The following is a 12,790-nucleotide window of genomic DNA, read 5'->3' on the forward strand; positions in this document are numbered from 1 at the left end:
TAGCCTTATTCCGCGCCCTTTTCCGTGAACGCAACGCGGAACGGATGGGCCGGATAAACGCCGACGATCCGCAATTCCTTGGAGAAGAATTTCAGTTCTTCCAGCGCATAGGCGAGGTTCTTGTCGTCGGGATGGCCGTCGACATCGGCATAGAACTGCGTGGCGAAGAAATTGCCTTCCACCATGTAGCTTTCCAGCTTGGTCATGTTGACGCCGTTGGTGGCGAAGCCGCCCATTGCCTTGTACAGCGCGGCAGGAAGATTGCGCACCCGGAAAACAAAAGTGGTCACCAGCGGACCGGAGCCTTGCGCGGCCCAGAGCTGCTCGCGCGCCAGGATGACGAAGCGCGTGGTATTGTGGGCTTCGTCCTCGATGTCTTCAGCAAGAATGTCGAGACCGTAAATATCGGCGGCGAGGCGCGAGGCAATCGCAGCGCGGCTCTTGTCGCCGTGTTCGGCGACGATGCGCGCCGCGCCTGCCGTGTCGCCTGCGACGATCGCCTTGATGCCGAGCTTGCGGATGATGTTGCGACACTGCCCGATGGCGTGGACATGGCTTTCGACGGTCTTGATGTCTCCGAGCTTCGCGCCGCGCGGCCCCATGAGCTGATGCCGGATCGGCAAAAACCATTCGCCGACGATGAAAAGTCCCGACTGCGGCAGCAGGTGGTGAATGTCGGCGACGCGTCCGGCCAACGAGTTCTCGATCGGGATCATGCCAAGACTGGCTTCGCCTGACGAGATCGCCGCCAGTGCGTCCTCGAAGGTCGCGCAGGGCAAAGGCGTCGCGTCTGGGAAGGCTTCCTGAATCGCGATGTGCGAATTGGCACCGGGTTCGCCCTGAAAAGCGATTTTCATCGATTTGGTCATGATGGTCTTCCCGCCAGCATCTGGCGCGCAGTCTCAAGATCGTGAGGCGTATCGACGCCCAGCGGCACGGTGTCAACCACCGTGACGTCGATCCGCATGCCGGCCTCGAGCGCCCGCAGCTGTTCGAGCTTTTCGCGGGTCTCGAGCGGCGAGGGTGGCAGGGCGACAAACCGCGCCAGCGCGCTCCTGCGATAGGCATAAAGGCCGATGTGGTGATAGCGCGGACCCTCGCCATGAGGCGCGGTCGCCCGCGTGAAATACAGCGCCCGCAGCCGCGTTGCATTGACCGGCGATCCGACGACTTTCACCACGTTCGGATTGGTGTGTTCCTCGTCCTTTCGGATCACGGCGGCCAGCGTGGCGATATCGACGCTGGGATCGTCGAGCGGCGCCAGCACAGCGCGGATATCGTCGGGCGCGATGGTCGGCAGGTCGCCTTGGACATTGATGATGGTGTTGATCTGTCCTGCGCCATCGATGGTCTGGAGCGCTTCGAAGATCCGGTCTGACCCCGAGGGATGATCCGCGCGGGTCATGACGGCTTCGCCGCCAGATTTTTTCACCGCTTGCGCGATTTCCGGCGCGTCGGTTGCGACGATCACCCGTCCGATTCGCGCAGCTTCCGCCCGGCGCAGCACGTGGACGATCATCGGCAGGCCGCCGATGTCGAGCAGCGGCTTTCCCGGCAGCCGGGTTGCGGCCATGCGGGCGGGAATCAGCACCAGGGCGCGGGTTTCTGTCATTGGGGCGAGGGGCTCGGACGGCCGAATTGGTGAGGAAATGACGGGCGTTTTCAAGGGGTCGCGCGTTTATACGGGTTGCCAGAAGGCAGGCAAACCGTTATCTCGATCCCGCTACCTGTATTGCGCTGCACGCCTGTTCCCGGTAGCAATTCATGGCCGTTTCATGCGGCCAAACGTATCGACTTTCCGGCTAGGGCCTGATCGCAAATGGACTCCTTCGAACTCAACAAGATCATGGGCGCAGTGCTTGGCACCTGCCTCGTTCTGCTGGCGACCAACATGGCTGCCAATGCGATTTTCTCGCCGAAGAAGCCGGAAAAGCCCGGTTTTGAAATCGCGGTGAAGGAGGCTGAAGGCGCCGGTGCGGCTGCCGCGGCAGCGCCGAGCGAGCCGATCGAAAAGCTGCTTCAGACCGCCTCGGTCGAGAAGGGCACAGCGGCTGCAAAGAAGTGCGCGGCCTGCCACACCTTTGAAAAGAACGGCGCAAACAAGGTCGGCCCGAATCTCTATGGCCTCATTGACGACGAGATCGGCCACGGCCGTGGCGGGTTCAACTTCTCCGCCGCCATGAAGAGCAAGGGCGGCAAGTGGACCTACGACGCCCTCAACAAGTTCATCGCCAGCCCGAAGGGCTACGTCCCCGGCACCGCGATGGGCTTCGCCGGCATCAGCAAGGACAGCGAGCGGGCGGACCTGATCGCCTACCTGCGCACGCTGGCCGACACTCCGGTGCCGCTGCCGACCGCGAGCAAGTGAGCTTTCGGCGCGTGACCGAAATTTAATTCGAAAACGGCCAGGTTCGCCTGGCCGTTTTGCGTTGCAATTGCTGCTGTTTTCGAGCCGGACATTTCGCCGCAAAGAACGCGCCGCAACGGGCTGGCATCACATCCAAAAACCGACATAATCGGCCAAGACGTTGCCAGGGCAGCCCTTTTCGACCAGCAACAGGAACATTCAATTTGAGCATTTCCCGACGCGGCCTCCTCCAGAGCAGTGCTCTTGTTGCAGCGGTCCCGATGCTGAAGGCGGCGGGGCTGGATGCAGTCGCTCCCGCTCAGGCCCAAACGCAGGCCGCGCCTGAATGGAAACATGCCCTGTCGCTGTTCGGCGACATCAAGTACCCCGCCGACTTCAAGCGTTTCGACTACGTCAATCCGGATGCGCCGAAGGGCGGCATCGCGCGGCAGATTTCAATCGGCACCTTCGACAATTTCAATCTCGCTGTTGCCGGCGTCAAGGGAACGATCGCGCCTGCGGTCGGGCTGATCTACGAAACCTTGATGGCGCGGTCTCAGGACGAAGCGACCACCCAATATGGTCTGCTGGCTGAGTCGGTATCGCATCCCGACGATCATTCGTGGGTGATCTATCGCCTTCGCAAGGATGCGAAGTGGAACGACGGCCAGCCTGTCACCCCGGAAGACGTGCTGTTCTCGATGGAGTCGCTGAAGAAATACAGCCCGATGTATTCGTCCTACTACAAGCACGTGGTGAAGGCGGAGAAGGTCGGCTCGCACGACATCAAGTTCACGTTCGATGCGCCCGGCAATCGCGAGCTTCCGACCATTGTCGGTGAATTGACGGTGCTTCCGAAGCACTGGTGGGAAGGCAAGGACAGCGAAGGCCGCAAGCGCGACATCGGCGCGACAACGTTGGAGAAGCCGCTTGGCTCAGGTCCATATGCCATCAAGGATTTTGTCGCTGGCCGCTCCGTAACTCTGGAGCGGGTCAAGAATTACTGGGGCCAGAAGGCTCCGACGCGGATCGGCCAGAACAATTTCGACGAGATGCGGTTTGAGTTTTTCCGCGACACCACAGTCTCGCTTGAGGCGTTCAAGGCAGACCAGGCGGACTGGATCATCGAGTCCTCTGCCAAGAGCTGGGCGACGGCTTATGATTTTCCGGCCGTGACGGAGAAGCGCGTCGTACTTGAGGAATTCCCGATCAACGATTCCGGCCGGATGCAGGGCTTCGCCTTCAACATCCGCCGTGAATTGTTTGCCGACAAGCGCGTTCGTCGCGCCTTCAACTATGCGTTCGACTTCGAGGAAATGAACAAGCAGCTGTTCTACGGTCAGTACAAGCGCATCAACAGCTACTTCGAAGGCACCGAGCTCGCCAGTTCAGGTGTTCCGGTTCAGAGGGAGTTCGAAATCCTCAAGGAGGTCTACGGCGAGATTCCACCGGAGGTGATCGCAAAGCCGTACGAAAATCCGGTCGGCGGAGATCCTGAGAGGGTTCGTGAAAACCGGCGCCAGTCGACTCGCCTGCTGAAGGAGGCAGGCTATGAGGTTCGCGATCAGAAGCTCCTGGACAAGAACGGCAAGCAGGTTTCGGTTGAATTTCTCATCGATAGCCCGCCGTCGGAACGCATCGTTCTGTTCTACAAGCCGTCGCTGGAACGGCTCGGTATTGAGGTCACGGTTCGAACCGTTGATACCGCGCAATACCAAAATCGGCTGCGCAGCTTTGACTACGACATTGTCACGGAAGTCTGGGGACAGTCGCTGTCACCGGGCAACGAGCAGCGCGATTTCTGGGGAACCGAATCTGCTGATGTGCCCGGGTCGCGCAACACCGTCGGGATCAAGAATCCGGTGATCGACAAGCTGATCGACAAGATCATTTTCGCGAAGGATCGCGAGACGCTGGTGGCGGCGACCAAGGCGCTCGATCGCGTGCTGCTCTGGCACTACTACGTGGTGCCGCAGTTTACCTACGGATTCTCGCGATACGCGCGCTGGGATCGCTTCAGCCACGCGCCGTTGCCGAAATACGGCCGGTCCGGTCTGCCGACGCTGTGGTGGTACGACAAGGCCAAGGCCGACAAGATCGGCAGGCGTTCTTGACCGGCCTTTCGCGGCGGCGGGTTCTTGTTCTCGGCGGCAGTGCTGTGGCCGCGGCTTGGACACCGCTCGCAGCAGCGGCTCAATCCGCCGTCGAGGTCGCTCCTGAAACCCACGGCATGTCGGCGTTCGGCGACCTGAAGTACCCAGCGGATTTTAAGAACTTCGACTACGTTAATGTCGGTGCGCCGAAGGGCGGCGTGTTCTCGACCGTTCCGTCATCGCGCGCCTATAACCAGTCGTTCCACACGTTCAATTCGCTGAACAGCTTCATCCTCAGGGGCGACGGCGCGGTCGGCATGGGGCAGACGTTCGCATCGCTGATGGTGCGCTCAGGCGATGAGCCCGATGCGATGTACGGTCTCGTCGCCCGTTCGGTGCGGATTTCACCGGACAAGCTCACCTACCGGTTTACGCTGCGGCCGGAAGCACGCTTCCATGACGGCACGAAAATCACGGCGAAGGATGTTGCGTTCTCCCTGACGATCCTCAAGGAGAAGGGGCATCCCATCATCCAGCAGCAGCTGCGCGACATGACGAAGGTGGAGGCCAACGACGACGCCACGCTGACGGTGACCTTCGCGGCGCAGCGCGGCCGTGACGTGCCGTTGTATACCGCCGGACTGCCGATCTTCTCGAAGGCCTATTACGACAAGAAGCCGTTCGAGGAATCCACCCTCGATATTCCGCTCGGCTCAGGACCTTACAAGGTCGGCCGTTTCGAGGTTGGCCGTTACATCGAATATGACCGCGTCAAGGACTGGTGGGCGAAGGATCTGCCGGTGTCGCGCGGCGCGTTCAATTTCGACGCCGTGCGTTACGAGTTCTATCGCGACCGCGACGTCGCGTTCGAAGGTTTCACCGGCCGGAATTATCTCTACCGCGAGGAATTCACCGCGCGGATCTGGAGCACGCGCTACGATTTCCCCGCCATCAAGGACGGCCGCGTCAAGCAGGAGAAGCTGCCCGACGACACGCCGTCGGGAGCACAGGGCTGGTTCCTGAATACGCGGCGCGCGCAGTTCAAGGACCCGCGCGTGCGCGAGGCCATGATCCAGGCCTTCGATTTCGAGTGGACCAACAAGACCATCATGTACAGCGCCTATGCGCGCACCCAATCGCCGTTCCAGAACTCCGACCTGATGGCGGAAGGGCCGCCCTCGCCGGAAGAGCTGAAGTTGTTGGAGCCGTTTCGCGGGCAGGTGCCTGACGAAGTGTTCGGCGCGCCGTTCGTGCCGCCGGTGTCCGACGGATCGGGGCAGGATCGTTCGCTGCTGCGCAAGGCGTCGCAACTGTTGCAGGATGCGGGATATCCTATCAAGGACGGCAAGCGACGGTTGCCGAACGGCGATGCGTTCCGGGTCGAATTTCTGCTTGAGGAGCCGGCATTTCAGGCTCATCACGCGCCTTACATCAAAAATCTGGGCGTGCTCGGCATCGACGCCAGCGTGCGGCTGGTCGATCCAGTGCAGTTCCGTTCGCGCGTGGACGATTTCGATTTCGACGTCGCGATCCAGCGCTTCAGCATGTCATCCACGCCGGGCGACGCGATGCGGACGTTCTTCTCGTCGCAGGTCGCGGACATCAAAGGATCGCAGAATCTGTCGGGCATCAAGAATCCCGCCATTGATGCGCTGATCGAGCGCATCATCGCCGCCGACAACCGCGACGAACTGCGCATCGCCTGCCGGGCATTCGACCGCGTGTTCCGCGCGGGGCGCTACTGGGTGCCGCAATGGTATTCTGCCAGCCATCGCATTGCCTATTGGGACGTCTTCGCCCATCCTCCGAACATTCCGCGTTACGCCAACAGCGCCGGCGCACCGGACCTGTGGTGGTTCGATGAGGCGAAAGCCAAAAAACCTGAACAGGCTAAGCCTGAACAAGCCAAGCCCCAACAGACCAAGCCCGAGCAGGCGAAATAATCCATGAGCGCGTATATCGCCCGCCGCATCCTGCTGATGATCCCCACATTGCTGGGCATCCTGTTCGTGTCGTTCGTCGTGGTGCAGTTCGCGCCCGGAGGTCCCGTGGAGCGGGTGATCGCGCAACTGTCAGGCTCCGATACCGGCGCAAGCTCGCGTATTTCAGGATCGTCCAGCGGTGACTTCGCGTCGCGTCCGCAGGCTGGCGCGGGGTCCGACGCCGTCAGTTCGAAATACCGGGGCGCGCAGGGGCTCGATCCGGAGTTCGTCAAGAGCCTCGAAAAACAGTTCGGTTTCGACAAGCCCGCGCCTGAACGTTTCGCGTTGATGCTGTGGAATTTCGCCCGGTTCGATTTCGGCAAGAGCTATTTCCGCGACGTCAGCGTGATCCAGTTGATCAAGGAGAAGCTGCCGGTCTCGATGTCGCTCGGCATCTGGATGACGCTGCTGACCTATCTGATCTCGATCCCGCTCGGCATTCGCAAGGCGATCCAGGACGGCTCGAAATTCGATACCTGGACATCGGGCATCATCATCATCGGCTTCGCGATTCCGGGCTTCCTGTTCGCGATCTTGCTGATCATCCTGTTCGCGGGAGGCTCGTTCTTCGACATCTTCCCCTTGCGCGGGCTGACCTCGGACGGCTGGGCGCAAATGCCATGGTACCAGAAGATCACCGATTACTTCTGGCACCTCACGTTGCCGCTGATCTCGATGGCGCTCGGCGCGTTTGCCACGATGACGCTGTTGACCAAGAACTCGTTCCTCGACGAAATCCGCAAGCAGTACGTCATGACCGCGCGCGCCAAAGGCTGCAGCGAGCGCCAGGTGCTGTACGGGCACATTTTCCGCAACGCCATGCTGATCGTGATCGCGGGCTTCCCGAGCGCCTTCATCCATGCGTTCTTCTCGGGATCGCTTCTGATCGAGACTATCTTTTCACTTGATGGCCTCGGCCTGCTCGGTTTCGAGAGTGTGCTCAATCGCGATTATCCGGTGGTGTTCGGCACGCTGTTCATCTTTTCGCTGGTCGGTCTGGTGGTCAATCTGATCTCGGATCTCGCCTATATGTGGATCGATCCGCGGATCGACTTCGAGGCGCGTGAGGTATGACAATCGCTCCAGCCCCGCCGGTCGAGACCACGGCATTGTCGCCGATGGGCGAAGCGGTGCCGCCCTCGCGGCATCCGCTCGGCATATCACCGCTCAACCAGCGGCGCTGGCGCAATTTCAAATCCAACCGACGCGGCTACTGGTCGTTCTGGATTTTCTCCCTGCTGTTTCTGATTTCGCTGTTCGCGGAGCTGATCGCCAACGATCGCCCGTTCCTGGTCAAGTTCGACGGCAAGCTGTTTTTTCCGGCTTTCGTCTCCTATCCAGAAACCGCCTTCGGCGGCGACTTCGAGACCGCCGCGGATTACCGCGATCCCTATCTGCAGAAGCTGATCAAGGAAAAGAACGGCACGATTCTCTGGCCGCTGATCCGTTACTCCTACGGCACGCACAATCTCGATCTGCCGACTCCCGCGCCGTCGAAACCGACCTGGATGCTGACTGAAGAGCAATGCAAGGCCGTGGTGGAGAAGAAGGGCGTGCGAGGCTGCCGCGATCTCGAATACAACTGGCTCGGCACCGACGATCAGGGCCGTGACGTGGTCGCGCGCCTGATTTACGGCTTCCGCATTTCGGTCCTGTTCGGTCTGGCGCTGACGATCATCTCATCGGTGATCGGTATCGCAGCCGGAGGCATCCAGGGCTATTTCGGCGGCTGGGTCGATCTGCTGTTTCAGCGTTTCATCGAGGTGTGGACTGCGATCCCGTCGCTATATTTGTTGCTGATCCTGTCGTCGGTGCTGGTGCCCGGGTTCTTCGTATTGCTCGGCATCCTGCTGCTGTTCTCATGGGTGTCGCTGGTCGGCCTCGTACGCGCTGAGTTTTTGCGCGGACGCAACTTCGAGTACATCCAGGCGGCGCGCGCGCTCGGCGTGTCGAATCGCACTATCATGTTCCGGCACCTGCTGCCGAACGCCATGGTCGCGACCATGACCTTCCTGCCGTTCATCGTGTCGTCGTCGGTGATGACGCTGACGGCGCTGGATTTCCTCGGCTTCGGTCTGCCGCCCGGTTCGCCGTCGCTCGGTGAACTCTTGTCGCAGGGCAAGTCGAACGTGCAGGCGCCATGGCTCGGATTCACCGGGTTCTTTTCGGTGGCGATCATGCTGTCGCTCCTGATCTTCATCGGCGAAGGCGTGCGCGACGCCTTCGATCCGCGCAAGACGTTCAGGTGAGGGCTATTATGTTGGACACAATCAACCAGCCTCTGCTCGATGTCCGCGATCTGTCGGTGGCCTTCCGCCAGAGCGGGACCGAGAGCATTGCGGTCGACAAAATCTCGTTCTCGATCGATCGCGGACAATGCGTCGCGCTGGTCGGCGAATCCGGTTCGGGAAAATCCGTCAGCGCGCTGTCGGTGCTGAAGCTATTGCCGTATCCGACGGCGCACCATCCGACCGGCAGCATTCGCTTCAAGGGACAGGAACTGCTCGGCCTCGGCGAGAACGAGATTCGCGGCATTCGCGGTAACGACATCTCGATCATCTTTCAGGAGCCGATGACGTCGCTCAATCCGCTGCACACCATCGAGGCGCAGATCGGCGAGGTGATCTATCTGCACAGCGGCGTGCGCGGCGCGATGGCGCGGGCACGGACGCTGGAACTGCTGACGCAGGTCGGTATTCCCGAGCCCGAAACGCGTCTCGCCAGCTATCCGCACCAGCTCTCCGGTGGCCAGCGGCAGCGCGTGATGATCGCCATGGCGCTGGCGAATGAGCCGGATCTGCTGATCGCCGACGAGCCGACCACGGCGCTCGATGTTACCGTGCAGGCGCAAATCCTGAAACTGCTCGCGGACATTCGCGCGCGGCTCGGCATGAGCATGTTGTTCATTACCCATGATCTCGGCATCGTGCGGCGCATCGCCGATGTCGTCTGTGTCATGAACAACGGCAAGATCGTCGAGCAAGGGCCGGTGGAGCAGGTCTTCACCGCGGCTCAGCATCCTTACACCAAGGCGCTGCTGGCAGCGGAACCGAAGCCTGATCCTGCGCCGCCACGGCCAGAGTCCCCGGTCGTGATGTCGTCCGACGATCTGAAAGTCTGGTTTCCGATCAAGCGCGGATTGCTGCGCAAGACGGTCGGGCACATCAAGGCGGTCGATGGCGTCAGCGTATCGGTGCGTCAGGGCGAAACGCTCGGCGTGGTCGGGGAATCCGGCTCGGGCAAGACCACGCTCGGGCTCGCTCTGCTGCGTCTGATCTCCTCGAAGGGGCCGATCGTGTTTCTCGGCAAAGACATTCAGGGCCTGAAATTCAAGGAGATGCGCCCGGTCCGTCGCGACATGCAGATCGTGTTTCAGGATCCGTTCGGCGCGCTCAGTCCGCGTATGTCGGTCGGCGATATCATTGCCGAGGGACTTGGCGTGCATCAGCCTTCGCTGAAGGAAGACGAACGCGAGGCGCGCGTCATCAAGGCGCTGAAGGAAGTCGGGCTCGATCCGGCGACACGCTTCCGCTATCCGCACGAATTCTCCGGCGGCCAGCGCCAGCGCATCAGCATTGCGCGGGCGGTGGTGCTGGAGCCGAACTTCGTGGTGCTGGACGAGCCGACCAGCGCCCTCGACATGCTGTTCCAGGCTCAGATGGTCGATCTGTTGCGCGACCTGCAGCGCAAGCGCGACCTGACCTACATGTTCATTTCGCATGACCTGCGGGTGGTGGCGTCGCTTGCGAGCAACCTGATCGTGATGCGCCACGGCAAGGTGGTGGAGCAAGGCGCTGCGGCGGACCTGTTCAAGAATCCGCAGACCGATTACACGCGTGCGCTGTTCGCGGCGGCGTTCAACATCGAAGCCGCGCCGAACATCGTGCCGGATTTGTAAGGCTCGATCAGCCTCATAATGATAAGTTGCGAATTATCGTCGGTCATGGCCGGACTTGTTCCGGCCATCCACGTCTTTTCCCATTTACCATCAAGACGTGGATGCGCGGGACGAGCCCGGGCATGACTAGAGGTCGAGTCTTTTTACACTGGTCACCTCGCTGCCGGTGGCCTTGATGCGCGCGATAGCAGTCTGCGTCGGCTCGATGGCTGTCGCCATGTGGTGCGCGTTGGCATGGACCATGGTCGTGCTGTCGCGCACGATGGCGACGTGCCCCTTCCAGAAAATCAGGTCGCCGCGTTTCAGATCATGCCACTGCGATGGCGGCAGTGCCGCTCCCAACGTCGCTTCCTGCATGTCGCTGTCGCGCGGCGCGGCGATACCGGCTGCGGCAAGCGACGTCTGCACGAGGCCTGAACAATCGATGCCGAGACTTGTTCGGCCGCCCCACAGGTACGGCGTTCCGGCAAAGCGTTCGGCGACAGCGACAAAGTCTGTCTCGGCGCTGTCGAGTGGAGCGACGTGGTGGACCGGCAGATAGTGCCGCTGGCTGGTGATGGCGAAGGTGCCATCGATCTTGACGACTTCGATGCGCGCGCCGAGCGGCAGGCTCTCGACCGGCGGGAGTTTGATCGACGGGCCTGGAAAGGCGAACGTGCGCAGCGCCGTGACTTTATGCGTTGGCGTCGTACGCGGCTGCACCAGCGCGATATCGGGAATCCACCCGACATAGCCGTCGGCCTTGAGCTGACCCCAGGCCCATCCCTCCGCATCGCGATCATAGACCATGACGCGCTCGCCCTTCAGCGCCTCGGTGTCGAGCGCCGCATCGTGCGACGGTTCGCGCCGGACCGGCACGACGGGGTCGAACACCTCGAACTCGGTCCCTTCGACAAACCGCGCGGCCGTGACCTTGCCTTCGAGATGTTTTGCGGCGAGATCCTGCCGCGCGGGCGTGAGCCTAGGATCAAGTTTTGATTCACCCATAGCGCTCGCTCAGAAGCTTGTAGATCGCGCGCGCAGCCTGGCATTCGCCGCCCTCGGGACGCGCGGGCTTGGCCGACGGAGTCCAGCCGTAGATATCGACGTGCAGCCAGCTTTTGGCGCTCTCGACGAAGCGCTTCAGGAACAGCGCGCAGGTGATCGATCCGGCGAACGCCCCGCCGGGTGCATTGTTGAGATTGGCGGTCTTGGAATCCAGCCAGGAATCGTAGGGCATCCACAGCGGCATGCGCCACATCGGATCGTTCTCGATGCGGGCGTGGCGTGCGACGTCGGCCGCAAGAGTCTCATCGTTGGTGTAGAACGGCGGCAGGTCCGGTCCCAGCGCGACGCGTGCGGCGCCGGTCAGGGTGCCGAGATCGATCAGAAGATCTGGCTTCTCCTCGTCGGCCCATGCCAGCGCATCGGCCAGCACGAGGCGTCCTTCCGCGTCGGTGTTGCCGATCTCGACATTCACGCCCTTGCGCGACGGAAAGATATCGAGCGGGCGAAACGCATTCCCTGCGACTGAATTTTCGACAGCGGGTATCAGGACGCGCAGGCGAATTTTGAGCTTCGCATCCATGATCATCTGCGCGAGCGCGAGGACATTGGCTGCGCCGCCCATGTCTTTCTTCATGATCAGCATGCCGCTGGAAGGCTTCAGGTCGAGGCCGCCGGTGTCGAAGCAGACGCCCTTGCCCACGAGCGTCACTTTCGGATGCGATGCGTCGCCCCACGTGATGTCGATCAGGCGCGGCGCGCGGGTCGAGGCCATGCCGACGGCATGGATGAGCGGAAAGTTCTGCTTCAGCAGGTCGTCGCCGACAATGCACGTGTAGGTCGCGCCGAATTTCTCGGCGATCGCCTGTGCGGCTTGTGCGAGTTCATCCGGGCCCATGTCGTTGGCGGGCGTGTTGATCAGATCGCGCGCCAGAGCTGCTGCTTCCGCCATCCGCGTGATCTCGGTCATGTCGACATCGCCAGGCGGGACGAGCCGCGCGCCGGGCGCGTCGTTCTTGCGGTATCGATTGAACCGGTAGCTCCCGAGTGCGAAGGCCAGCGCCGCGAGCCGTGTGTCATGCGGTGCGTTGGCGAAGCTGTAGGTGCCCGCCGGCAGCAGGCCGGGCAATTGCCCCGGCCGGAACGGATCGCGCCATTCGCTGGACGAATCTTCGATGCCGAACAGAACGTGAGCGAGCGATCCGTCGTCCGCCGGCAATGCGAGATACTGGCCGGGCTTTGCCGTGAAAGTGTTGGCTGCGGCGAACCGCCGGGCGGTCGCGGGAAGCGTGGCGCTGACAGCGTCCCAGGTCGATTTCGAGGCGAAGGTAATCGGAACGGGACGGGCGTCGGTGGAACTTTTGAAAGCAGGGTGCATGGGCTTCCCAGATGGCGGCGGGGCGAGGCGATAGACGTTACTATAGCAGCGCGGCGCACCCGCGCGGCAGGCTCAAGACAGTGTTTTGCATGCTCTTTTGGCGAGAGG

At 61.7% G+C, this 12,790-nt stretch carries 10 protein-coding genes; 6 read left to right on the forward strand and 4 right to left on the reverse strand.

Annotated features, from left to right (window positions below):
- Nucleotides 1–5 precede the first annotated feature (5 nt).
- Together HNQ36_RS12255 and HNQ36_RS12260 are read right to left on the reverse strand one after the other, a co-directional pair.
- Nucleotides 6–869: a prephenate dehydratase gene (locus HNQ36_RS12255; protein ID WP_019199853.1), complete on the reverse strand. Its 864-nt coding sequence runs from the start codon at nt 867–869 to the stop codon at nt 6–8.
- Nucleotides 866–1,612 carry a 3-deoxy-manno-octulosonate cytidylyltransferase gene (locus HNQ36_RS12260; protein ID WP_184085401.1) on the reverse strand — a complete coding sequence of 249 codons (747 nt, stop codon included), beginning with the start codon at nt 1,610–1,612 and terminating at the stop codon, nt 866–868. Before HNQ36_RS12260 ends, HNQ36_RS12255 begins: the two co-directional genes overlap by 4 nt.
- 207 nt (nt 1,613–1,819) lie before the next feature.
- Between HNQ36_RS12260 and HNQ36_RS12265 the strand changes: the two genes are divergently transcribed.
- The 6 genes from HNQ36_RS12265 to HNQ36_RS12290 all read left to right on the forward strand — a co-directional run bounded on the left by HNQ36_RS12265 (nt 1,820) and on the right by HNQ36_RS12290 (nt 10,320).
- Nucleotides 1,820–2,368 (forward strand): c-type cytochrome, encoded by a 549-nt coding sequence (locus tag HNQ36_RS12265; RefSeq protein ID WP_046828646.1) that lies wholly within the window; start codon nt 1,820–1,822, stop codon nt 2,366–2,368.
- 203 nt (nt 2,369–2,571) lie between these two features.
- A complete protein-coding gene (locus HNQ36_RS12270; RefSeq protein ID WP_184085403.1) occupies nt 2,572–4,461 on the forward strand; it encodes an extracellular solute-binding protein in 1,890 nt (629 codons plus the stop codon).
- Entirely contained in the window at nt 4,458–6,383 is a 1,926-nt protein-coding gene (locus HNQ36_RS12275; RefSeq protein WP_184085405.1) for an extracellular solute-binding protein, read from the forward strand. The genes HNQ36_RS12270 and HNQ36_RS12275 overlap by 4 nt, the downstream gene beginning before the upstream one ends.
- Before the next feature lie 3 nt (nt 6,384–6,386).
- A complete protein-coding gene (locus tag HNQ36_RS12280) occupies nt 6,387–7,496 on the forward strand; it encodes a microcin C ABC transporter permease YejB (RefSeq protein ID WP_184085407.1) in 1,110 nt (369 codons plus the stop codon).
- A complete protein-coding gene (locus tag HNQ36_RS12285) occupies nt 7,493–8,671 on the forward strand; it encodes an ABC transporter permease (protein ID WP_184085409.1) in 1,179 nt (392 codons plus the stop codon). The genes HNQ36_RS12280 and HNQ36_RS12285 overlap by 4 nt, the downstream gene beginning before the upstream one ends.
- 11 nt (nt 8,672–8,682) lie before the next feature.
- Nucleotides 8,683–10,320: an ABC transporter ATP-binding protein gene (locus HNQ36_RS12290; RefSeq protein ID WP_184085959.1), complete on the forward strand. Its 1,638-nt coding sequence runs from the start codon at nt 8,683–8,685 to the stop codon at nt 10,318–10,320.
- A 126-nt stretch (nt 10,321–10,446) separates the two neighbouring features.
- Here HNQ36_RS12290 and HNQ36_RS12295 read toward each other — a convergent pair whose 3' ends face one another.
- Nucleotides 10,447–11,307: a C40 family peptidase gene (locus HNQ36_RS12295; protein WP_184085411.1), complete on the reverse strand. Its 861-nt coding sequence runs from the start codon at nt 11,305–11,307 to the stop codon at nt 10,447–10,449.
- The gene (locus HNQ36_RS12300; RefSeq protein WP_184085413.1) at nt 11,300–12,682 is read right to left on the reverse strand and encodes a leucyl aminopeptidase family protein; all 1,383 of its coding nucleotides are present in this window, start codon (nt 12,680–12,682) and stop codon (nt 11,300–11,302) included. The genes HNQ36_RS12295 and HNQ36_RS12300 overlap by 8 nt, the downstream gene beginning before the upstream one ends.
- Nucleotides 12,683–12,790 lie beyond the last annotated feature (108 nt).

Origin of the sequence: Afipia massiliensis (genome assembly GCF_014203115.1) — a bacterium.
In the GTDB taxonomy this organism is placed as follows: domain Bacteria; phylum Pseudomonadota; class Alphaproteobacteria; order Rhizobiales; family Xanthobacteraceae; genus Afipia; species Afipia massiliensis.

What these genes read in the sequence shown, in the direction of transcription:
- HNQ36_RS12255 (WP_019199853.1), bottom strand. Translation starts at nt 869, where the DNA reads ATGACCAAATCGATGAAAATCGCTTTTCAGGGCGAACCCGGTGCCAAT.
- HNQ36_RS12265 (WP_046828646.1), top strand. Translation starts at nt 1,820, where the DNA reads ATGGACTCCTTCGAACTCAACAAGATCATGGGCGCAGTGCTTGGCACC.
- HNQ36_RS12300 (WP_184085413.1), bottom strand. Translation starts at nt 12,682, where the DNA reads ATGCACCCTGCTTTCAAAAGTTCCACCGACGCCCGTCCCGTTCCGATT.
- HNQ36_RS12295 (WP_184085411.1), bottom strand. Translation starts at nt 11,307, where the DNA reads ATGGGTGAATCAAAACTTGATCCTAGGCTCACGCCCGCGCGGCAGGAT.
- HNQ36_RS12285 (WP_184085409.1), top strand. Translation starts at nt 7,493, where the DNA reads ATGACAATCGCTCCAGCCCCGCCGGTCGAGACCACGGCATTGTCGCCG.
- HNQ36_RS12280 (WP_184085407.1), top strand. Translation starts at nt 6,387, where the DNA reads ATGAGCGCGTATATCGCCCGCCGCATCCTGCTGATGATCCCCACATTG.
- HNQ36_RS12260 (WP_184085401.1), bottom strand. Translation starts at nt 1,612, where the DNA reads ATGACAGAAACCCGCGCCCTGGTGCTGATTCCCGCCCGCATGGCCGCA.